The 21,439-nt window shown below is 68.8% G+C and carries 25 protein-coding genes; 7 read left to right on the top strand and 18 right to left on the bottom strand.

Features of this window, described 5'->3' with window-relative positions:
* Positions 1–34: 34 nt before the first annotated feature.
* Positions 35–292, bottom strand: coding sequence for a glutaredoxin family protein (locus tag TBIF_RS07890; protein ID WP_038170396.1), 258 nt, complete (start codon positions 290–292; stop codon positions 35–37).
* A gap of 297 nt (positions 293–589) precedes the next feature.
* On the opposite strand from TBIF_RS07890, the gene TBIF_RS07885 reads away from it, so the two are divergent.
* Entirely contained in the window at positions 590–1,546 is a 957-nt protein-coding gene (locus TBIF_RS07885) for an HAD family hydrolase (RefSeq protein ID WP_024794283.1), read from the top strand.
* A 129-nt stretch (positions 1,547–1,675) separates the two neighbouring features.
* On the opposite strand, the gene TBIF_RS07880 is transcribed toward TBIF_RS07885, so the two are convergent.
* The 9 genes from TBIF_RS07880 to TBIF_RS07845 form a co-directional block, all read right to left on the bottom strand.
* Positions 1,676–2,713: a lysophospholipid acyltransferase family protein gene (locus TBIF_RS07880; protein ID WP_024794282.1), complete on the bottom strand. Its 1,038-nt coding sequence runs from the start codon at positions 2,711–2,713 to the stop codon at positions 1,676–1,678.
* A 65-nt stretch (positions 2,714–2,778) separates the two neighbouring features.
* Complete coding sequence (locus TBIF_RS07875) at positions 2,779–3,840, bottom strand: NAD-dependent epimerase/dehydratase family protein (protein WP_148302201.1); 1,062 nt, start codon at positions 3,838–3,840, stop codon at positions 2,779–2,781.
* Positions 3,841–3,953: 113 nt separating this feature from the next.
* Entirely contained in the window at positions 3,954–4,055 is a 102-nt protein-coding gene (locus tag TBIF_RS24875) for a 30S ribosomal protein bS22 (RefSeq protein WP_003402602.1), read from the bottom strand.
* 260 nt (positions 4,056–4,315) lie between these two features.
* Positions 4,316–4,576 (bottom strand): helix-turn-helix domain-containing protein, encoded by a 261-nt coding sequence (locus TBIF_RS07870; RefSeq protein ID WP_024794280.1) that lies wholly within the window; start codon positions 4,574–4,576, stop codon positions 4,316–4,318.
* 209 nt (positions 4,577–4,785) lie between these two features.
* On the bottom strand, positions 4,786–5,604 hold the full coding sequence (gene proC / locus TBIF_RS07865; RefSeq protein WP_038170378.1) for a pyrroline-5-carboxylate reductase: 819 nt from the start codon (positions 5,602–5,604) through the stop codon (positions 4,786–4,788).
* Between the two features lie 62 nt (positions 5,605–5,666).
* On the bottom strand, positions 5,667–6,518 hold the full coding sequence (locus TBIF_RS07860; protein WP_051461421.1) for a thioesterase family protein: 852 nt from the start codon (positions 6,516–6,518) through the stop codon (positions 5,667–5,669).
* Positions 6,519–6,554: 36 nt separating this feature from the next.
* Positions 6,555–7,400 (bottom strand): sugar phosphate isomerase/epimerase family protein, encoded by an 846-nt coding sequence (locus TBIF_RS07855; RefSeq protein ID WP_024794277.1) that lies wholly within the window; start codon positions 7,398–7,400, stop codon positions 6,555–6,557.
* A gap of 10 nt (positions 7,401–7,410) precedes the next feature.
* Entirely contained in the window at positions 7,411–8,184 is a 774-nt protein-coding gene (locus TBIF_RS07850; protein WP_024794276.1) for an Rv0497 family membrane protein, read from the bottom strand.
* Complete coding sequence (locus TBIF_RS07845) at positions 8,181–9,134, bottom strand: Ppx/GppA family phosphatase (RefSeq protein WP_084611609.1); 954 nt, start codon at positions 9,132–9,134, stop codon at positions 8,181–8,183. Before TBIF_RS07845 ends, TBIF_RS07850 begins: the two co-directional genes overlap by 4 nt.
* A gap of 99 nt (positions 9,135–9,233) precedes the next feature.
* Between TBIF_RS07845 and TBIF_RS23220 the strand changes: the two genes are divergently transcribed.
* On the top strand, positions 9,234–10,022 hold the full coding sequence (locus tag TBIF_RS23220; protein ID WP_038170373.1) for a DUF3109 family protein: 789 nt from the start codon (positions 9,234–9,236) through the stop codon (positions 10,020–10,022).
* A gap of 251 nt (positions 10,023–10,273) precedes the next feature.
* Complete coding sequence (locus TBIF_RS07835) at positions 10,274–10,786, top strand: hypothetical protein (RefSeq protein ID WP_024794274.1); 513 nt, start codon at positions 10,274–10,276, stop codon at positions 10,784–10,786.
* Between the two features lie 74 nt (positions 10,787–10,860).
* Here TBIF_RS07835 and TBIF_RS07830 read toward each other — a convergent pair whose 3' ends face one another.
* From TBIF_RS07830 to TBIF_RS07805, 6 genes are read right to left on the bottom strand one after another with little or no spacing between them, the layout of a single operon-like run.
* Complete coding sequence (locus TBIF_RS07830; protein WP_024794273.1) at positions 10,861–11,550, bottom strand: response regulator; 690 nt, start codon at positions 11,548–11,550, stop codon at positions 10,861–10,863.
* 31 nt (positions 11,551–11,581) lie between these two features.
* Complete coding sequence (locus tag TBIF_RS07825; RefSeq protein ID WP_024794272.1) at positions 11,582–12,763, bottom strand: sensor histidine kinase; 1,182 nt, start codon at positions 12,761–12,763, stop codon at positions 11,582–11,584.
* A gap of 10 nt (positions 12,764–12,773) precedes the next feature.
* Positions 12,774–13,532, bottom strand: coding sequence for a phosphoglyceromutase (locus TBIF_RS07820; protein ID WP_200182844.1), 759 nt, complete (start codon positions 13,530–13,532; stop codon positions 12,774–12,776).
* 25 nt (positions 13,533–13,557) lie between these two features.
* Positions 13,558–14,160 carry a type III secretion system chaperone family protein gene (locus TBIF_RS07815; protein WP_024794270.1) on the bottom strand — a complete coding sequence of 201 codons (603 nt, stop codon included), beginning with the start codon at positions 14,158–14,160 and terminating at the stop codon, positions 13,558–13,560.
* Positions 14,157–15,494 carry a D-inositol-3-phosphate glycosyltransferase gene (gene mshA / locus TBIF_RS07810; protein ID WP_024794269.1) on the bottom strand — a complete coding sequence of 446 codons (1,338 nt, stop codon included), beginning with the start codon at positions 15,492–15,494 and terminating at the stop codon, positions 14,157–14,159. Before mshA ends, TBIF_RS07815 begins: the two co-directional genes overlap by 4 nt.
* Entirely contained in the window at positions 15,491–16,387 is an 897-nt protein-coding gene (locus TBIF_RS07805) for an alpha/beta fold hydrolase (protein WP_024794268.1), read from the bottom strand. The genes mshA and TBIF_RS07805 overlap by 4 nt, the downstream gene beginning before the upstream one ends.
* Positions 16,388–16,477: 90 nt before the next feature.
* Here TBIF_RS07805 and TBIF_RS07800 point away from each other — a divergent pair, with 90 nt between their 5' ends.
* Positions 16,478–17,233: an SDR family oxidoreductase gene (locus TBIF_RS07800; RefSeq protein WP_024794267.1), complete on the top strand. Its 756-nt coding sequence runs from the start codon at positions 16,478–16,480 to the stop codon at positions 17,231–17,233.
* Between the two features lie 21 nt (positions 17,234–17,254).
* On the opposite strand, the gene TBIF_RS23215 is transcribed toward TBIF_RS07800, so the two are convergent.
* Entirely contained in the window at positions 17,255–18,361 is a 1,107-nt protein-coding gene (locus TBIF_RS23215; protein WP_038170385.1) for a UDP-N-acetylmuramate dehydrogenase, read from the bottom strand.
* A gap of 33 nt (positions 18,362–18,394) precedes the next feature.
* Here TBIF_RS23215 and TBIF_RS07790 point away from each other — a divergent pair, with 33 nt between their 5' ends.
* Both TBIF_RS07790 and TBIF_RS07785 read left to right on the top strand, forming a co-directional pair.
* Positions 18,395–18,907, top strand: a complete 513-nt coding sequence (locus TBIF_RS07790) for a DUF2505 domain-containing protein (RefSeq protein ID WP_024794266.1) — start codon at positions 18,395–18,397, stop codon at positions 18,905–18,907.
* A 42-nt stretch (positions 18,908–18,949) separates the two neighbouring features.
* Positions 18,950–19,720: an LmeA family phospholipid-binding protein gene (locus TBIF_RS07785; RefSeq protein ID WP_024794265.1), complete on the top strand. Its 771-nt coding sequence runs from the start codon at positions 18,950–18,952 to the stop codon at positions 19,718–19,720.
* Here TBIF_RS07785 and deoC read toward each other — a convergent pair whose 3' ends face one another.
* Complete coding sequence (deoC, locus tag TBIF_RS07780; RefSeq protein ID WP_051461420.1) at positions 19,721–20,407, bottom strand: deoxyribose-phosphate aldolase; 687 nt, start codon at positions 20,405–20,407, stop codon at positions 19,721–19,723.
* 66 nt (positions 20,408–20,473) lie between these two features.
* Here deoC and purU point away from each other — a divergent pair, with 66 nt between their 5' ends.
* Positions 20,474–21,370 carry a formyltetrahydrofolate deformylase gene (purU, locus tag TBIF_RS07775; RefSeq protein WP_024794263.1) on the top strand — a complete coding sequence of 299 codons (897 nt, stop codon included), beginning with the start codon at positions 20,474–20,476 and terminating at the stop codon, positions 21,368–21,370.
* Positions 21,371–21,439: the final 69 nt, after the last annotated feature.

The following is a 21,439-nucleotide window of genomic DNA, read 5'->3' as shown; positions in this document are numbered from 1 at the left end:
CTGACGTATGGGGGGTACACGCCGTGGGCGGCGTTCACTGTGCCAAGTCCGCCCGCAATCGGTCCTCGTCGACCTCCCAATAACTGTGCTCGCGGCCGTCCAAGAGCACAACTGGCAGCCGATCGCCAAATTCGGCCCGCAACTCCGGGTTCTCCCCCGCCGCCGCGTCGACATCAATCACCGAGTAGTCGACGTCAAAGTCCTTGCACAGCAACAGAAGTGACGCATCCGCATCCACACAGCTGCTGCAGCCTGCCCTCGAGAGCAACATGATCGCCCGACGGTTGCCCATCACTTGGCCTCTTTCCTCCACGCTCGCGGCGCCCGCCCAGACGGCGCGGTCGAACCCCATCATCCCGTATCCCCCACCGCGTCCGTGCGGCCACCAGCAGCCCGGAAGCCGACACCTCCCGACGCCTGATTTCCGGAGATGCAAATCACAACGGGCGGAGGGCTCGCAGAGACGGGCGGGCGGTAGGTCCATCGCAGCGCCCGGACAGTTAGGGTTGGAGTGTTCTCGCAGTCCACCGGCACACTCAAGCAGGAGGTCCATGTGCCAGAACAGTCAGAGGAACCGACGCCGAGCAGGTTGACCGGCTCGCGTGTATTCGAGTCCGGCCGCCGCCGCATCGGCCGCCTGAACGGACGCAATCCACTGGGCCCCACCCCGTCCGCACTACGGCAGAACGAGGCTGGCGAGGCCAGTGCCGACGCAGCCCATGCGCTCCTGGTCGCCGAGGGCCCCGGAGCCCTCGCCCCCCTGGCCCCCGTCACCCCGGACTTGACCGCCGCCGCTTTCTTCGACGTGGACAACACTATGGTCCAGGGCGCCTCGATCATCCACTTCGCCCGCGGCCTGGCCGCCCGCAAGTACATTGCCGTCTCCGACATGGCCCAGTTCGGCTGGCAGCAGATCAAATTCCGCGTCACCGGCAAAGAGAGCAGCGAGGACGTCGCGAGCGGCAAGGAGAAGGCATTGTCCTTCATCGCCGGCCGCGAGACCGAGGAGTTCAGCAGCCTCGGTGAGGACATCTACGACGAGGTCATCGCCGACAAGGTCTGGGCGGGCACTATGGCCCTGGCCCAGGCGCACCTCGACGCCGGCCAGCAGGTCTGGCTCGTCACCGCAACCCCCCTGATCCTGGCCCAGGTGATCGCCAAGCGGCTCGGCCTGACCGGCGCGCTCGGGACTGTTGTGGAGAGCGAGGACGGCAAGTTCACCGGTCGCCTCGTCGGCGACATCCTGCACGGGCTCGGCAAGGCGCACGCCGTCCGCGCCCTGGCCGTCCGCGAGGGCTTCGACCTCAAGCGCTGCACCGCGTACTCCGACAGCCACAACGACGTCCCCATGCTCACCGCGGTGGGCACCGCCGTCGCCGTGAACCCCGATGCGGACTTGCGCGAGGTCGCCCGCAACCGCGGCTGGGAGATCCACGACTTCCGCACGGGGCGCAAGGCCGCCAAGATCGGGGTGCCGACCGCCCTCGCGCTGGGTGCTGTCGGCGGCGCCGCTGCCGCAGTGCTGAGCCGGCGCCAGGAGGACTAGGCACCAGGCTGAGGTCGGCCCAGCCACGACCCGCCCGGCCGCACTGCCACGACCGTCGAAGATGACGAAGTTGACGCGTTTGCAGCGGATTCGCGTCAACTTCGCCTTTCTCGGCGAGGTCGAGGGATCTCAGCCCAGGAAGACGTTGCGGCGATTGGCCAGCAGGCGATACAGCGTCTGCTGGATCTGCTCGCGCACCTGGTCGGTCATGTCGAAGGTCACCATCGGGTCATCGGCTGCGACGGCGTCGTGGCCGGAGGTCACGATGGGCTCGCCGAACTCGATATGCCATTTGGACGGCAGCGGGATGGCGCCGAGCGGGCCGAGCAGCGGGAAGAGCGGAGTGATGGGGAAATACGGCAGGCCGAGTAGCCGGGCGAGGGGCTTGAAGTCCGCGATCTTCGGGTAGATTTCCTCTGACCCCACGACGGCGACCGGCACGATGGGCGCGCCGGTGCGCAGGGCGGACGTGACGAACCCGCCACGGCCGAAACGCTGCAACTTATAGCGGTCGGAGAACGGTTTGCCGACGCCCTTGAAGCCCTCGGGGAAGACGGCGACCAATTCCTCGTCGCGCAGCAGACTCTCCGCGTCCGGGTGGCAGGCGAGGGTGTGCCCAGCCTTCCGGGAGACGGTGCCCAGGAGCGGGGTCTGGAACACCAGATCCGCGGCCAGCATTCGCAGGGTTCGATTGAGCGGGTGGTGGTCGTGGACCGCCACCGACAGCATCAGCCCATCCACTGGGATGGTGCCAGCGTGGTTGCACACGAGCAGCGCCCCGCCCGACTCCGGGAGGTGCTCGATGCCGCTGACGTCCACGCGGAACCACTTCTCGAACAGGGGCCGCAGCACCGGCAGCAGCACGGCCTCGTTGAAGTGCGGGTCGAAGCCGTAGTCGTCCACCTCGTAGTCGCCGGTGATGCGCCGGCGCAGAAACTCCAGGGCCCCCGCCACCTGATCGCCGAACTGGGAGCCGACCTCTTCCACAGTCAGGGGTTCTGCGGCAGCGTCCGACCCGTTGAGGTGGCGCAGGACCCCACGGCCAGCACCGCCGGCGCTGTTCTGGCGAGCACCGGAGTCGGCAGGTCCGGCGCCGGCCGCCTCAGTGCGTCGCGCACGGTCCCCACCGCGCAGCGGAATCACCTTCGCCACCGCCGAATCGTCCACCTTGATCTCCCCTCCATCCCTGCTCCCAATTCCTGCTGGCTCAGCACCCCGTGCCCCCCCAACCTCTATATTGGCACCCGCCGCGCGAGGTTGCCGAGCCGTGATTCCAGCCCACGCACCGCCCTGGCATCCACCACGGGGGTGATCGAACGCCCCCGCAAATAGTCGTCGAAGGCGCCCTTGGTGGTCCATCTCGGCTCGAACCCCAGGACCGAGCGCATCCGGGTGGTGTCCAGCACGATGCCCTGGGTGAGGAAGCCCAACTCCTCCGCCGAGTAGTCGACGAGGCGGGCGGCGCGAAGGGCGCTGCCCACGATCTCGAGCACCGACGCGGGCAGGGACAGCTCCACGAGGCCCGCCCGGCGGATCGCCTGGATGCCTGTGACCATGCCCGCCCCCGCGATATTGAAGGTGCCGAAGGCTGGGGCGACCACCGCGCGCTCGAGGGCCGCGAGCGCGTCCTCCTCGTGCAGCAGCTGGATCCGTGGATCGCGGCCGAAGACCGTGGGCACCAGGGGCGAGGAGAAATATCGGGTCAGCTCGGTGTCCATGCGGGTGCCGATCAGCGGCGCGAAACGCAAGATCGACACCTCCAAGCCCTCCCTGCGCCGACCGGCCCCGCGGGCATATGACTCGATCTCGACGCTATCCTTGGAGAAGCCGCCTCGCGGCGGGTTGCGCGGGCTCATCTCCTCGGTGAACCGCGCAGGGTTGCGGGCGCTGTAGCCGTAGACCGCGGAGCTGGAGCGCACCACGAGGCGGCGTACCGACGCCGCCTTCTGGCACGCGGCGAAGAGGTGCATCGCCCCCAGGACGTTGAGGTCCTTCATGACGTTGCGGCCGCCGGCCTCCCCGGGCCGGGAGCACACGGCGGTGTGCACGACGGTGTCCACCTCGCCGCTGCGCAGTACCTTGCCGATCATCGGGTGCCGCACATCAGCCCGCACAAACTCCGCCTGGCCCAGCCGTCGCATCACGTGCTTGCTCGGCATCGCCCCGTCGACCGCGATCACACGCTCGATACCAGGTGACGCCGCGAAGCGGGCCGCGACGGACGCGCCCAAGAACCGACTGGCTCCGGTGACCAGTACCACCTTGGGTTCGCGTTGTGCTCCAGTGTCGCTCATCTCCATCAGACTAGCCGGGGTGCCACGTCACTAGCCACAGCGCAGGTACCAGGCCTGAAAATAACCCGGCACATGAAAAGGCCCGGCCCCCAACGGGGAACCGGGCCTGTTAATCACTTACCGAGTTTACGACGCTGCACTCGCGTACGACGCAGAAGCTTACGGTGCTTCTTCTTCGACATGCGCTTGCGGCGCTTCTTGATCACTGAACCCATGGCGGGTGTTCCTCACTGTCTTGTCTAGGGACCCGCACATGTGCGGCGAACCTCGTGCAATATATCCGTTGAACTGGTCACTCACCGTGCAGTTCTAGGCATCCACGCCCCAGCCTCACGACCACAGCGGCACACCGAACGCCTCGAAGAACCGACTCAACGGCACGACAATGCGCTATGTTACCGCCGCACTCTCGTTTCGATCCAATCGAGGGTGTCAAACTTGTCGAGCAACACGCGCCAGCCAGGCTGACACGAGCCTATCCAGCGTCGAAATACGACGTCTGAAGATACTCGTGCACTGCCTCTGCCGGCACTCGGAACGAGCGACCAACCCTCACCGAGGGCATATCTCCGTTGTGCAGCAGGCGGTACACGGTCATCTTCGAGACGCGCATCATCGATGCCACCTCGGCCACTGTCAGGAACTGCGTTCCCGACAGCGATGCCTTACCGTCCTTATCCGCGGAACTCAAGTTGACAGCCTTGGCCCGTGTGGGCGGCTCGTCAGAAGACGCCATTTATTCACTTCCTCCGGCACATGTCGCGCCGCCGGCTTCCCCACCGGCGGACCAGACACGCACGTGCTCCACCCACCTTAACGGTAAAGATGGTGCTATTGCGACGCGTGTGACAATCCCATAAATCAGAAACACGCTGACCTGCGACGGCCTCACGAAAAAAGCCGGAGAACGGGGACTTCGACGATCGTCCAGGCCCTTCAGGGCCGCTAGTCGACCAGTTTGCCCAGCTCGAGCGAGCGATCCCGGACCGCTGCCATCGCCTCATAGAAGGCGGAGCGCAGCCCCTCGCGCTCGAGGACCCGCACCCCGGCGGCCGTCGTGCCGCCCGGCGAGGTCACCGCGGCCCGCAGCTCCGAAGGGGACTCCCCCGACTCGGCTAGCATCTCGCTGGCGCCGATGAACGTCTGCACCGCAAGGTCCGTCGCGACCGTGCGGGTCAGGCCCAGCGCCACGCCCGAGTCGATCATCGCCTCGACAGCCAGGAACACATACGCGGGGCCGGAGCCGGACACGGCGGTCACCGCGTCCATCTGGGCCTCCTTGACCCGGCGGACCATCCCGACCGCGTCGAGCATCTGCTCCACGAGCTCCAGCTGCACGGGGGTCGCGTACCGGCCGCCGCACACTGCGCTCGCGCCCTTGCCAACGAGCATCGGCGTGTTCGGCATCACCCGCACCACCGCGGTGCCGGCCGGCAGCAGGTTCTCGAACTTGCCGGTGGGGATGCCCGCGACGAGCGAGACCAACAGCTGGTCGTCGTCGCTGTTCTCCTGGATGTCGGCGAGCTCCGTCAGCACCGCATCCACGTCGCCGGGCTTGACCGCGATGACCACGACGTCCGCGCCCTCCACCGCGTCGCTGAGGCTGGCGGTGACCCGCACGCCGTAGTCGGTGGTCAGCTGGCGCGCCCGCGACTCCAGCTTCTCCGATATCACCAGATCCCGGGGCTTGGTGTCCGCGCCCAGCAGACCGGACACGAGTGCCTCGCCAATTCGGCCGCCGCCGATCACTGCAATTCTTGTCATGCCGAACAGCCTGCCACGCCGACAGGCCAGCCCGTCGTCGGGATGGCCAGGGGCCGGGCGGGTCAGGCCGGACCGGCCTCGGGCACCATCGCCAGCTGGCGGCTCTGCACCACAACCGTCCCGGCCTCATCGAGGACGAGGTGGTCCTCCTCGAACCATCGCTGCCCGACGAGGGTGCTCGAAGCCTCCACCCGCAGCCAGCCGTCGACTGGGAGCGCGCGCAGGTAGGTCGTCAGCTGGATCGTGGGCGCCCAGCCGAAGCGCCCCAGATTTAAGGTCACGGGCGCGGACACGTCTCCGGCCATCAGGGCGAACAGCGCGTCCGGCGCCTCACCGCGCGGGCGCACCCACATGCGGACATGAATATCCCCCGTGCCGTCAACACTCTCGGGGTTCGCGAACTTGGCCGATGCCGCGTCGGCCCAGATCTCGCAGGCGCTGGCCAGGTTCATGACGGCGCCCATGGGCGAGGAGCTAACCTCGACGGCCGTCGCGTCCGGCGTCGGCGAGAGGTCCGCGAGCGTGGAGCCCGCCGCATGCAGTGGAGCCGCGTCGTCGGGCACGGCCAGAGTGACGACCGCATGCACGGCCACCCGTCCGCCCTGCGCCAGCTCGACCTCCACCAGCGAGACGCGACGGCCGGACTTACGCACCGTCGTGGTCAGCTGCACCTCGCCCGGATTGGGTGCGGACAGGTAGCTGGCGCTGATCGAGACCGGCTCAACGGCCGCGTCGAGCCCCCCTGTGTGCGCGCCGAGCGCGGCGCGGGCAGCGGCGCCGCACACCGCCAGCATTGTGCCGCCGTGCACCTTCGGGCCGATGGTCCACGTCTGGGAGATGGTCGCGCAATAGGAGCCGGGGCGCGTACTCGTCAGGGCCATGGCGGCCGAAAATGGCGGGGTCAACGCGGTCATGTGCCTACTCCATCTCAGATCAAGATTATGGCGCGCTCAACCCAGGTGTTGGCGGGCGAAGGCCAATGCCTCAGCGAGCATGCTAGCTCGCTCAACGCGAGTCCGCGCATTCTGCGTGTTCACCTCGAGGACCACCTGGCCGGCAAATCCGCTGGAGCCCAGCCGCTGGCAGAGCTCCGCGCAGGGCTGAGTGCCATGGCCCGGGATCAGGTGCTCGTCGACGTACGCGCCGCGCCCGTCCGCGAGGTGCACGTGCACGAGGCCAGCCCCCATTCGGTCTGCCAGCTCCAGCGCGTCCATGCCCGCCGTGGAGGTGTGGGACAGGTCGAGGGTGAAGTGGCGGTGCGGCTGTGTCGTCGGGTCGTAGCCGGGCGCGAACGCGGACACTCCAGGCCCGGGCAGTCCGCCGCGCTTGCCCATCCGCTCGATGGAGCGCTCCTTGCGGCCGAACAGCCGGTCCGCGCGCATCGGGAACATATTCTCGACGGCGACGATGATGCCGGTCGTGTCCTCGAGCCGCGCCACCTGCTCGGCGAACCCGCGGGCATAAGGGCGCTGCCAGCGGAACGGCGGGTGCACCACCACGGTGGTCGCGCCGACCGATCGAGCCATCTCCACAGCCTTGTCGAGCCGCCGGACGGGGTCGGTGCCCCAGACGCGCTGCGAGATCAGCAAGCAGGGCGCGTGCACGGCCTGCACCGGCATGTCGTACTTCTCGATGAGGGCCCGCACGGCCTTCGCGTCCTGGCTCACGGCCTCCGCCCAGACCATCAGCTCGATGCCGTCATAGCCAAGCTCGGCGGCGAACTGGAAGGCGCTCTCCGCCTTCTGCGGATACACCGACGCGGTGGACAATCCCACCGGGATGCTGTGGCGCCTCACGATCTGCTGGTCACGTGGTGCTCAGCACGAACGCCAGCGGGCCGATCGTCACGATGACTCCGACCACCACCGCGATCAAGATGCTGACGATGTCGTCTGTCTTACGCAAGATCCGCACAACGGCGACCATGGCCAGGATGACCAGGAGCGCGAGCACCAGGGCCACGTACGGGAGGGAGTCCCACAGTCGCTCGAAGCCGATGAACAGCGCCGCGCCGACCGCGACACCCACCACGGCCTGCGCGCCCAGTGCCAGCCACTGGCGCAGCGGGCTCTTCTCGGAGACGGCGGCCGAGGGCTCGTCATCGACGGCAGCCTCGGGCTCTGTGGGGGCGGCTGTCGTCATGATCGAGCCAGCGAGCGGCGTCATCGAGGAGAACGCCGAAGTCGCCCCGAACTCGCGCGGGCTCTGTGGCCCGGCGTCGGAGACTGCGTCCAAGGCCGAATAGGCCCGGGGCTCCGCGGGCTCATCGGCGGCAGGCTCTTCGGGGGCCTCGTCTGCAGGCTCTTCTGGGGCCTCTTCTGGGGCCGCCTCCGGGGCGTCCTCGTCGGCCGGGAGCGCCTCATCCGGCACCTCCTCGACTGCGGTGTGGACAGCCTCGGGCTCGGCTACAGGCGCCGGCTCCCGGATTATGGGGATCTCGCCCGTGAGCTCGGCCACCGAGATGCCGCCCTCACGCGCCCGCCGACGATGCACGCGGCCAGCGGTCCCCGAAGCCTGACCATGCCTGGCCAGCAATTCCGCCACCGTGATCACGCGGTCCGCCTCTGGCTTCTCAGTCATCTCGTGCCCACCAACAGTTCGCCACCCATCTCGGTATCCAATCGACGCAGAATTAATCCCTCACGCAAAGCCCATGGACAAATTTGGACTTGGTCGACCGCCAACGATCGCATGCTCGCCTCCGCCACCAGCGCACCGGCCACCAATTGCGCCGAGCGGTCCGAGCTGACGCCCTCGAGCTCCGCGCGGTCGGACGCCGTCATCCGGGAGATGAAGGCGATGAGCTGTCGCAGGCCGCTGGCCGTGAGCTGCCGGGGCACCCGCGGACCGTGGCTCGCCGGCGCAGCGCCGGTGAGCCGGGCGAGGGTGCGGAAGGTCTTGGACGAGGCCACCGCCAAGTCGGGCGTGCCCGCCGCGCGCAAGGCCTTCGACGGCTCGACCAGCTCCGCGTCCAGCCAGTCTCGGAGCGCAGCTATGCGACGGCGGCCCGGCGGGTCCTCGTGGAACCAGTCACGGGTAAGTCGCCCGGCCCCCAGTTGCAGCGAGAACGCCACGTCAGGGTCCTCGTCAACCCCGCTGCACAGCTCCAGGGAGCCGCCGCCGATGTCTAAGTTCTGGATACGGCCCGCACTCCAGCCATACCAGCGGCGCACCGCCAGGAAGGTCAGCCGCGCCTCATCCACCCCGGTCAGCACGTCGAGCTCCACGCCCGTCTCCGCGCGCACCTGGCAGAGCACGTCCTCCGAGTTGGTGGCGTCGCGCAGGGCGGAGGTGGCGAAGGCCATCATCTCCCCGCATCCGGAAGTGCGCGCGATCTCGGAGAACTCCCGAACCGTGGCGACCAGGGTCTGTGCGACGCCGTCGCGCAGCCTGCCCGTCTCATCCATCTGCTCGGAGAGCCGCAGCGCGACTTTCGTGGAGCTCATTGGCGTGGGGTGCGCACCACGATGCGCGTCCACCACCAATAGGTGGACGGTGTTACTGCCGACATCGAGCACTCCTAGACGCACATAGAACAACTTAGTCGGTCTACCGTCATAACTGTGACCTCTGGACCCCAAACACGCTCCGGGTTGAACCCCCGCACACCGACAGGCTCTAATACCGCTGTGGCCACCCCTGACGCTTTCGAAGTAGATCCCGACTTTCCGCGCGAGTGGATCGAGTTCCCGGATCCGGCCGATCCCCTGCACTTGGTCCGCGCCGATCTGACCTGGCTGCTGTCCAATTGGACCTGCGTCTTCGGCACTCCCGCGTGCCAGGGCATACTCGCCGACCGCCCGGACGACGGCTGCTGTTCACACGGCGCGTTCCTCACCGACGAGGAGGACCGGGACCGGCTCGACGGCGCAGTGGCGCAGCTCACGAAAGAGGATTGGCAGCTGCGGTCGGTGGGGCTGGGTGTGAACGGCTATCTGGAGCAGGACGAGGTGGACGACGAGCCCGCGCTCCGCACCCGCAAATTCGAGGGCGCATGCGTGTTCCTGAACCGGCCCGGCTTCGAGGGCGGCACGGGGTGCGCGCTGCACCGGATGGCACTGCGCACCGGCCAGCTGCCCATGGACGTCAAGCCCGACGTGTGCTGGCAGCTGCCGATCCGCCGCACCCAGGAGTGGGAGGAGCGACCCGACGGCGTGGACATACTTGTCACGACCGTAGGCGAGTACGACCGTCGCGGTTGGGGCCCCGGCGGTGAGGACCTGGACTGGTACTGCACCGGCGATCCCGCGGCCCACGTCGGCGCGCAAGCCGTCTGGCAGTCCTACGGACCCGAGCTCACGGGCCTCCTGGGCGCGGATGTGTACTCCGCACTCGCGGGCCTGTGCCGACGCCGGGCGGGCCTGGGATTGATCGCCATCCACCCCGCGACGGCCCAGGCCCAGCGCCGCGACGGGTGATCTGACAGCGCAAAACACGCTGAGCCACTTGATGAGTCGGCCGCCCGCCCAGGTCAGCCGCCCAGTCTGCTGGTTGTAACGCGAATTACATTGCGCTCGATGGACTGGTCAGTGGGCATTACTCGCTCACCCGAACGGATCGATCCAGCGGCTCCCGACCGCTCCAGATCGCTTGCCCTCGGACATGCCGGCCGCCACGGGAGCTGGTCAGCGTGTCCCTTGTCGACCCCACCAAAGATTTGGAGTTCACAATGATTCGCAAGACCCTCGTGGCCGCCGCCGCAGTCGCCGCGGCCGCCGTCGTCTTCGCTCCCGTCGCCAACGCCGACGACAACCCCCGCACCGACGTGACGGACCAGTTCATCGCGTTCAACGAGCCCGGCGCGTTCGCGGAGAACGGCGATCTGAACCTGCTCTTCAGCACCTATGGCACCACCGGCAAGATCGAGTGCTTCGTGGACGGCGCCGTGTACTCCTCCTGCGTGCAGATCGACAACGGTGGCGGGCAGCACACCGTGCACTACGTCACCAACGCCGGCCCGCGCACCATCTGGGTGACGGCGGACGGCTGGCAGCCACCGGCCATCCCGCCGCTGCCCGCACTGCCTGAGTTCCACCTGCCCCCCATGGGTGCCATCGTGATCCCGTCGATGCCTGACCTGGGCAGCGCGGGCGCCGGCTCCAGCCCTGGACTGGACATCAACGTCGACCTGGCAGGCAGCCTCGGCGGTCTCGGCCTCGGCGTCGGCCTCGGCGCCAGCTAGGCGACCAGCCCCTCAACGCGAGCAGGGCGCGGCCCCGGCGATCTACAGATCGCCGGGGCCGCGCCCTGTCAGTGTCAGTCCTCGAGTTTATAGCCCAGCCCGCGCACCGTGATCAGGTGCTTGGGCTTGCCCGGGTCCTCCTCGACCTTCGCGCGCAGGCGCTTGACGTGCACGTCGAGGGTCTTGGTGTCCCCCACATAGTCCGCGCCCCACACCCGCTCGATGAGCTGCTGGCGGGTGAGCACCCGGCCGGCGTTGCGCAGCAGGAACTCGAGCAGCTCGAACTCCTTGAGCGGCATCATCACCGGCTGCCGGGAGACGGTCACGACGTGGCGCTCGACGTCCATCTCGACGGGCCCACAGCTGAGCACCATCTCGGCCATCTCGTCATCGTCCAGCGACTCGACGCCGCGGCGCAGCACCGCCCGGATCCGGGCGATCAACTCGCGCGCGGAATAGGGCTTGGTCACATAATCGTCCGCCCCGATCTCGAGGCCCACCACCTTGTCGATCTCGCTGTCGCGCGCGGTGACCATGATCACCGGGACGCTCGACTTGAGCCGCAGCTGTTTGCAGACCTCGGTGCCGCTCATTCCGGGCAGCATCAGGTCCAGCAGGACGATGTCGGCGCCGGAGCGCTCGAAGGACTCGAGAGCAGAGGGCCCGTCCTCGCTGACCGCGACCTCGAAACCCTCCTTGCGCAGCAGGAATGCAAGCGGCTCGGCAAGCGAGGGCTCGTCCTCCACAATCAACACACGGGTCACCAGCGATGTCCTCTCATTGCCCGGGGCCAGTTCACGATGGCCCCAGAATGCTCTGACCGATATTTTGCGTGCCCCGATCCGGATGGTCCGGGGCAGGATTGTGCACGGGCAGCTCCATGGTGAAGGTGGAACCCTCACCCGGCTTGCTACGCAGCCGGATCCGCCCATTGTGGTTCAGTGCCACGTGTTTGACGATGGCCAATCCCAGACCGGTGCCGCCGGTGGCCCGGGAACGGGCCTTGTCGACCCGGTAGAAGCGCTCGAACACGCGCTGCTGGTATTTCGGCGCGATGCCGATGCCGTGGTCGGTGACGCTGATCTGCACGTGCCGACGGCGGAGTGTGCGGCTCACCGACACCGGCGAGCCCAGCGGCGAGTAGTTCACCGCGTTGGAGATCAGGTTCGTCAGCGCGGTGACCAACAGCATGCGGTCACCGAGCACCTCCAGCCCACTCGGCTCGTCCGTGGTGATCTCGATCTCGGCGGCCGCCGCGGTGAATGCGGCATTGCCCAGCGCCTCGGCGATCACGTTGTCGACCGACACCGCCGCCAGGTTGGGCAGCTTCTCCGCGCCCTGCAGGCGGGAGAGCGCGATCAGCTCTGTGACCATGGCGCCCAGGCGGTGCGACTCGTTGAGCACCTTCTGGCCGAAGTACCGGACGGTGTCCGGATCGTCCGCGGACTCTAAGAGCGCCTCCGCGAGCAGGCCCATGGCACCGACGGGGGTCTTGAGCTCATGGCTGACATTGGCGACGAAATCGCGGCGCGCGGACTCCATCCGAACAGTCTCGGAGTCGTCGTCCGCGAACAGCACCGCGTAGCGCCCGACGCGGGCGTCGAGCAGCCGAGCCTGTCCGCGCACGGACAGGGATCGGCCGCGCTTGCGGTCCTCGCCGACGAGGTCGAAGTCCAAGTTGCGCCGCTCGGCGAGCACCTGGCGCGCGGCGGCCCAGCCGCGATCGTCGAGCTCACCCTCATGCACCAGGTCCAGCTCGTCGGCCCGGCGGTTGTGCAGCACGATATTCCGGTCCCCATCCACGACGGCGATGCCGGTGGGCGAGTCGTTGATCACCATAGAGAGCAGCTGCGTGCGGGACGGCCCCTTGCGCAGATAGCGCCGCTCGTCCAGCCGCGACCTGACCATCGGGCCGACGGCGACGCCTAGCCCCAGGCCCACGATTAGGCCCAGGAGCAGGATCAGCGTGATGAGCACCGGGGGTTTGCTACTTTCCCTGGCCGGCGACCGCAGCGGCGCCGGCTGCGGCGGCCTCCGGGTCGAGGTACTCGCCGCCGACGGTGACGGGCTTGAGGGCGCCGCCCTCGTCCTTGAGGTCGTAGCGCAGCGGGATGCCGGTGGGGATGTTCACGTGCACGATGTCCTCTTTGGAGATCCCGTCCAGGTGCATGACCAGCGCGCGGAGCGAGTTGCCGTGTGCGGCGACCAGCACGTTCTTGCCGGCCCGCAGATCCGCGGAGATCGTCTCCTCCCAGTACGGGATCATGCGCTTGACAACGTCTTGGAGGCACTCGCTCAGCGGCGCGTCGATGCCGGCGTAGCGGGGGTCTGCGTCCTGGCTGAACTCGGTGCCGACCTCGATGGCGGGCGGCGGGGTGTCGTAGCTGCGGCGCCACAGCATGAACTGCTCGTCGCCGTACTCGGCCTTGACCTGGGCCTTGTCCTTGCCCTGCAGCGCGCCGTAGTGGCGCTCGTTAAGGCGCCAGTCCCGCACGACGGGGATCCAGAGGCGGTCGGCCTCCTCCAGCGCGAGGTTGGCGGTGATGATCGCCCGACGCAGCAGGGACGTGTAGAGCACGTCGGGGAGCAGATCGTGCTCGACGAGCAGCGCGCCGCCGCGCTTGGCCTCGCCGATGCCCTTCTCCGTCAGGGGCACGTCGACCCAGCCGGTGAACAGGTTCTTGGCATTCCAATCGCTCTCGCCGTGGCGGAGCAGGACCAGGGTTCCGATAGTCATAGCTTTCATTATCCCTGCCGAGCAGAAGTTTCGGTCACTCGGGCAGATCCGGCCGATCCGGGGCCGCGGCGGGAGGCGCGTCGTCCAGGATCACCTGGCCCCGTGCGACTGCTTCCCGGTCCTCGTCCGTGACCAGATGCTCGAATGCCTCGAGGTTCCGCAACGACTCTCCGCGCACCGTCCGCCAGCGCCATTCCCGTCGGATGGAGGTGTGGAAGCCGATCTCGAGAATCGTGTTGAAATCCCCGTCTGCCGCCTCCAGGACCTGGCCGAGGACCCGGTCGAGCTCGGCTGCCGTCAGCGACTCGGTGGAGATGCGGCCCACCAAGTAGATGTCGTTGATCCTGTCGATTGTGTAGTGCACCCCGAACAGGTGCCGGTTGCGGCGCAGCAGGAAGCGATAGACCGCCTCGGTGTCCTCGTCCGCGTGCCGGCACACGAACGCCTCGACCCGCACACCGTGCTGGCCCACCGTGAGCAGGCAGGTGGTCTTGAGCTTGCGCTCCCCAGGCAGGACCGCGACGATGCTGCGCCCCTCCCCATCGCCATCGTCCACCCGGTTGTACTCGAGCCCGTGCTCGGCGAGCGCCGCCTCGATCAGTGCGAGGGACCGCTCAATCGTGTCTGCTGTGCTCATACCCGCGCCCGCCCTCTCGTGTCCTGCTCGCGTCGTTCATCGCTCTCATGCCGGGCGGCCAGCTTCTGGTCTAGCCGCCGCTCCTGCGCCGCCCGTTGCGCCATCGCCACCGAGTAGCTGGCCAGCAGCCCGTCGGCCGTGTGTCGCCAGGAGAAGTCCGCGGCGTGCAGTGGCGCGTTCGCGGCGTACTCGGCGCGCAGTCCCGGGTTGTCCACCAGCGTCCGCAGCGCCCGCGACCAGTCCGCCGTGCGGTGACCGTCGACCAGCAGCCCGGTGTGGCCGTCGCGCACGGCCACCCCCAGCCCGCCGACATTCGCCGCGATCACCGGCACCCCGCAGGCCTGCGCCTCGATAGCGACGAGCCCGAAGGACTCCGAGTGGCTCGGTACCGCCACGAGGTCCGACGCCCGGTAGACCAGCGCCAGCCGCTCCGGCGGCTGCGGCGGCAGGAAGGTCACCCGGTCGCTGACGCCCAGCTCCGCGGCGAGACGGATGAGCGACTCCGGACGGTCCAAGCCCGAGCCCGACGGCCCCCCGACCACCAGCACCCGCAGCGCGGAGCCGGGGTCGGCGTTGATGAGGTCGGCGGCCGCCCGCAGCAGCACGTCGGGCGCTTTGAGCGGCTGGATCCGGCCGACGAACGTCACATAGGTCGCGGCGGGGTCCAGGCCCAGCTCGCGGCGGGCCGCCGCGCGGTCGCCGGGGCGGTAGCGCTCGAGGTCCGCGCCGGGCGCGATCACGTCGATGCGCGCGGGGTCCGCGTCATGGATCTCGATGAGCTGGCGGCGCTCGTCCTCCGTGTTGGCGATAAGCCTGTCGGCCTCCTGCACCACCTGGTGCTCGCCGATCTGCCGCGTCATCGGCTCCGGGGTGTCCCCCGCCGCCAGCGCCGCGTTCTTCACGGCTGCGAGGGTGTGCGCGGTGTGCACCAGCGGCACGGCCCAGCGGTCGCGGGCCAGCCAGCCGACTTGGCCGGAGAGCCAGTAGTGCGAGTGCACCACGTCGTAGTAGCCGGGCGCATGCTGCGCCTCCGCCCGCAGCACACCGGCCGTGAACGCGCACAGCTGCGTCGGCAGGTCCCGCTTGTCCAGGCCCTCGAACGGCCCCGCCGCCACATTGCGCACGAGCACGCCGGGCCCGGCCTCCTGGATCGACGGCGCGGTCGACGACGTCGCGCGGGTGAAGATCTCGACCTCCACGCCCCGACGCGCCATCTCCTGCGCGGTCTGCAGCACATACACGTTCATCCCGCCGGCGTCGCCGACCCCTGGCTGGCTCAGCGGCGAGGTGTGCAGCGACAAGACCGCGACCCGACGCGGCAGCCTGGCCGTCATCGGGCGACTCCGGCTTCGAGCGCTGTCTGGGTGGCCTCGATCGCGTCGATGAACTCGTCGATCTCGCTGATGAAGCGGCCCTCGTTCTCCATGAACGGGGCGTGGCCGCCACCCTCCCAGAGGGACAGTCGCGAGCGCGGGACCAGCCCGCTGGTATGGCGGGCGGCGCTGGGGTCGACCACCGCGTCCTGCTCGCCGTGCATGATCAACGCGGGGACCGGCAGCGCGGCCAACAGATCATCGTGGCCCACGGAGCGCTGGAAGATTGCGGCCCGCACGCGCGGCGGGGTGCTGATGGAAAGCCCCAGCAGCCGCTGCTCGTCCGCGCCCTTGTCCACTGCGGCCCCGCGCAGCGCGGACGCGAACGAGACCAGAGCTGGCACAGCCACCTCGGGATCCTCAGAGAGCGCCGCCGGCATCGCCGACCTCATCGCCGGTCCGACGCGCCCGCCCTTGTGCCCGCGGCCAATCCCGGTGATCGCGCCCACCAAGACCAGACCGGCGACGGCCCCGTCGGCCATCGATTCCGGATGCGCGGCCAGATAGTCGCAGCAGACCAGCCCGCCGTAGGACCAGCCCAACAGGATCGCGCCATCGCCGGGGCCGACCCCCGCGGCCGCCAGCACCGCCGCCACATCCGCCGCCCACAGCGCGGAGTCGTCGTAGCCGGTGTCCGGCGCGCCCGAGTAGCCGTGCCCGCGAAGATCGATCGCGATCACCCGGTACTGCCTGGTCAGCGCAGCCATGACGTTGGGGCCCCAACACGCGGATGACTGTGCCCAGCCATGGATCAGGACCAGCGGTCTGGCCTCGGAATTGCCATCGACGCGAAAGACGATGCGGGTCCCGTCGGCGCTGAAGGCCTCGAAAACCGCAGCACTGTGCTCTGCCATGCTGCCCAGGGTAGGCCCGATGCGCCCGGGCGGCGCACGATGGGCGCCATTGCCTGGGATCGGGGCACCTGGGCGATTACTGTTCACCCCATGGCCAACACAGATGCAAGCAAGACCGCGGTCGTCACAGGCGCAAGCTCCGGGATCGGCGAGGCCTGCGCGCGCACCCTCGCCGCGCAGGGTTTCCACGTGGTCCTAGGCGCGCGCCGGGTCGAGCGGATCGAGGCGATCGCCCAGGAGATCGGCGGCACCGCCCATCAGCTCGATGTGACCGACGAGGCTTCCGTCGACGCCTTCGTCGCGGCCACGACGGCGGCCGGACCGGTACACGTGCTCATCAACAACGCCGGCGGCGCGAAGGGCTTCGCCCCGGTTCTCGAGGCGGACCTCGACGACTGGCGCTGGATGTGGGAGACCAATGTCCTCGGCACGCTGCGCATGACCAAGTCCCTGCTGCCCGCGCTGATCGACTCCGGCGACGGCCTCATCGTCACCGTCACGTCGGTCGCCGCGCTCGGCCACTACGACAACGGCGCCGGCTACACCTCCGCCAAGCACGCCCAGGCACTCCTGCACCGCACCCTGCGCGGGGAACTCCTCGGCAAGCCCGTCCGGCTCACCGAGATCTGCCCCGGCATGGTCGAGACCGAGTTCTCCCTCGTCCGCTTCGACGGTGATGCCCAGCGCGCGGCCGACGTGTATGCCGGCGTCACCCCGCTGATCGCGGACGACATCGCGGAGATCGTCGGCTTCGTCGCCACACGGCCGCCGCACGTCAACCTGGACCAGATCATCGTCAAGCCGCGGGATCAGGCCGACGCCGGCCGGGTGCATCGCCAGCACTGAGGCGCTTCTCTGGGGAGACGCCTAGATCGCGCAGCCCACCAGCACCGGCTCCGGGGTCAGCGTCACGCCGAACGCCGCGTGCACCCCAGCGCGCACCTCGCGGGCCAGAGCCAGGAGGTCCGCGGTGGTGGCCGCGCCGCGGTTCGTCAGTGCGAGGGTGTGTTTGGTCGACAGGCGGGCGGCGGCCGAGGCCCCTGGGTGCCCCTTCGCGAAGCCGGCCCGCTCGATGAGCCAGCCGGCAGAGAGCTTCACTCTGCCCTCGCCGTCGGGGAACTGGGGCGCGCGGACGTCGACGCCCACCCTCGCGGCGATCGCGGCCAGGATCCCCGGCAGCGCGGACTCGGCGACGATGGGATTGGTGAAGAACGAGCCGGCGCTCCACGTGTCGTGGTCCGGCCCGCCGTCAGCGTCGGTGAGGCCCAGCACCATGCCCTTGCCAGCACGCAGGGCCAGCACGGTCTCCCGCACCTGCGCGACCGGCAGCCGGTCCCCCTCCGCGGCCCCGAGCGCGGCGGTCAGCTCGCGGTACCGCACCGGGGCCGAGAGCCCGTCCGCGGTGAGGTCGAGCTCGACGCGCAGCACCAGCGCGTCGTCGCTGTGCTTGAGCACGCTGCTGCGGTAGGCCAGGCCCAACTCGGATGGCGCGGCCCAGCGGACCTCGCCAGTGACCCGGTCCAGCAACTCCACGCGCCGCAGCACCTCTGCGACCTCCACGCCGTATGCGCCCACGTTCTGCACGGGCGTCGCACCCGCAGAGCCCGGGATCCCGGAGAGGCACTCGATGCCCCCCAGGCCATGCGTGACGGCCGTGGCCACCACGTGGTCCCACTCCGCACCGGCCTCCGCGGTCAGCACCGACCCCTCAACCGCAACCTCGGCATTTGCCACGCAGACCACGACGCCGTCGAAGCCCTCATCGGAGATCACCAGGTTGGAGCCCCCGGCCACGATCAGCGCGCGTTCCTCCGCCGCGTCGAGCGCAGCGATCACCTGGACCAGCGACGTGGTCGTGGCGCAGGTGATCAGGTGCCGCGCGGGGCCGCCGAGGTGCAGCGTCGTCAGGCCCGACAGGGGGGCGTCGACGGCATGATCGGCCCCGGCGTCGGAGGCAAGTTTGGACACATCGATGGAGGACACAAGCAGTCACGGTAACCTGCCTCCATGGCTCGACGCATTGACTACACGGCCCAACTGTCCAGTTCCGCCGCCCAGGCTTACGCCGCACTGGCGAATCGCGACTACTGGGAGGCCCTCATGACCCGCATGCGGGAACTCACCCCCACCTCGGTGGTGGAGGAGTTCACCTCCACTGACGCGGGGATCGACTTGGTGATGATGCAGGTCATCGAGAAGCACACGCTGCCCACGGTAGCGCAGACAGTCCTGCAGTCGGACCTGGTGATCACCCGCACCGCGCACTACGGCCCATTTGTGCCGGGCGGTATCACCACCGGCTCGTTCACCGCGACCATGCCGGGCGCACCGGGCAGCCTCGACGGCGAGATCGCGCTGTTCGACGACGGCGACGGCTCGGTCCTGCGCACCTCGCCCGAGGCGAAGGTGAACATCCCGCTGCTCGGCGGCAAGCTCGAGGAGATGATGCTCGACAATCTCGTGGGGTTGCTCGAGGTCGAGAATGAGTTCACCAACAGCTGGCTGCTGCAGAACCGCTGATTCTCAGCATTCCCTAATGTTTGTTGTGCACAATTTGAGGCGATGACTACCAACGTGAGCAACCGCAGGCGCGGCACCTCCCTCTTGATCGTCCTCTCGATTGCGCTGACCACGGTCGTCGCGGTGGGGGTCGGCGTCGAGTTCTACGCGCGCCACAAAGTCACCTCGTGCATGAGCCACACCCTCGAGGGCGAGCTCGGCGGGCCGGTCGACGTCAGTCTCGGCGCTAAGCCCCTGCTGCTGACCGCCCTCGATCACAAGGTGTCCCAGCTCAATATCCGCAGCGACGACGCGAGCATCAGCGGAATCGGTGGGGCCACTCTGCAGGGCTTTCAGCTGGACTCGAGCTTTCACGATGTGGAACTGCCCGCCAGCGACGGCTCCGGCGGCACGATCGGCAGCTCGGAGGCCAACATCGTGTGGCCCGCGCCGGCGATCCTGTCGAGCCTGCAGACGCTCCCGATCGGCATGTTGATCACCGGCGTGCAGCTCGATTCCACGGCGAACTCCATCCATGTCCAGCTGGCCGGCGGCATCAGCTCGATCACGCTGCGGCCCGGGGTGGCCGGCGGCGCGATCACGATGACCACCACCGAGGTCACCGCCCTGGGCTTCGGGCTGCCGAATGACTTGCCGCAACAGATCATCGACCAGATCACCGGCAACCTCGGCGAGTACCCGCTGGGCCTGGCGCCGGAGTCGGTCAAGGTGGCCGACGCCGGCCTCACCATCCAGCTCCAGGGTGGCCGGGCCGCGCTCATCGCCGACTCCACCGCTGACTCCACGGCCGGGTCCGGCTGCAGCATCTTCTAGCTAGCTGGGCAATCCGTCCAGCACGGCCCGGGTGCCGGACAGGCCCAGCCGAGTCGCACCGGCGTCGATGAGCTCCATCGCGAACTCCGCGGTGCGGATACCGCCGCTGGCCTTCACGCCGAGCCGCCCGCCCACTGTCTGCGCCATCAGCGCGACTGCGTGCACGCTCGCGCCGCCCGCCGGGTGGAAGCCCGTGGACGTCTTGACGTAGTCCGCGCCCGCGCGCTCCGCGGCCCGGCAGCACTCGACGATGGCGTCATCGCTGAGCGCCGCCGTCTCCAGGATCACCTTCAGGATGGTCGACGCGCCGATACCCTCGCGGACCGTGATGATGTCCGACAGCACCGCGTCGTACTCCCCTGCCACAGCCGCGCCGACGTCGATGACCATGTCGATCTCCTGCGCGCCCGAGTCCACCGCGAACCGCGCCTCCGCGCCCTTGATCAGCGAGTGGTGCTTGCCCGACGGGAAGCCCGCCACCGCCGCGATCACGAGGCCCTCCGCCGAGACCGGCAACATGCTCGGCGAGACGCAGATCGCGCCCACCCTCAGGTCGCGGGCCTCGGCGATCAGCGCCGCCACATCGGCCCGCGTCGCCTCCGGTTTGAGCAGCGTGTGGTCCACAATCGACGCTACCCGGTCACGAAAAGACACCGCTTGCTCCGCTGCTCCGCCGTCTGCGCTCATGCCGTCCAGCCTGGCATACCCTTCCCTGCTGTGCGCGCCCGCGGGGCTCTGGGCCAAAATGGGCGCATGACTTCTGTTCAAGCCTCCGATGACCGTCGCTATGTGCTCACCCTCGGCACGCCGGACCGCACCGGCATCGTCGCGCGAATCTCCGAGTTCCTGAGCGATCTCGGCGGCTGGATCGTGGAGGCTGCGTACCACGCGGACCCGGACTCCGACTGGTTCTTCACCCGCCAGGCCATCCGCGCGGACTCCGTGAGCCTGAGTGTGTACGAGCTGCGCGAGCGCTTCGCCGCCGTCGCCGCAGAGCTGGGCCCGGAGACGGAGTGGACGCTGCACGACTCCGGCGACGCCAAGCGCGTGGTCCTGCTGGTGAGCAAGGACGGGCACTGCCTGCACGACCTGCTGGGCCGCGCCGCCCAGGGCGAGCTGCCCGCCACCATCGCCGCCGTGATCGGCAACCACCGCGACCTCGAGCCCGTGGTGCGCGCGCACGGCATCGCCTTCCACTATGTGCCGTTCCCCAACGGCAAGGTCGATCCCGAGGGCCGTCTCGCCGCGTTCGACGAGGTCCGCGAGCTCGTCGACGCGCACGATCCGCACGCCGTTGTCCTCGCCCGCTTCATGCAGGTGCTGCCCCCGGAGCTCTGCGAGCACTGGGCCGGCAAGGCCATCAACATCCACCACAGCTTCCTGCCGTCATTCGTCGGCGCGCGGCCATACCACCAGGCATTCATCCGCGGTGTGAAGCTGATCGGGGCCACCTGCCACTACGTGACTCCGGAGCTCGACGCGGGCCCGATCATCGAGCAGGATGTGACGCGCATCGACCACACAGCCGCCGTGTCCGACATGATCCGCCAGGGCCGCGACATCGAGAAGATGGTGCTCGCCCGCGGGCTGCGCTGGCACCTCGAGGACCGGGTCCTGGTGCATGACCGCAAGACGGTCGTCTTCAGCTAGCTGGCTATAGGTCTTGTCAAGTGCGGGCTGGCCCAGGTGGCATCGCCGTCGCGAGTGGCGGCGGTGCCA

The organism is Tomitella biformata AHU 1821 (assembly GCF_000524475.1).
In the GTDB taxonomy this organism is placed as follows: Bacteria; Actinomycetota; Actinomycetes; order Mycobacteriales; family Mycobacteriaceae; genus Tomitella; species Tomitella biformata.
Note: the sequence above shows the minus strand (reverse complement) of the source record. Positions and strands in the feature narration are given on the sequence as shown.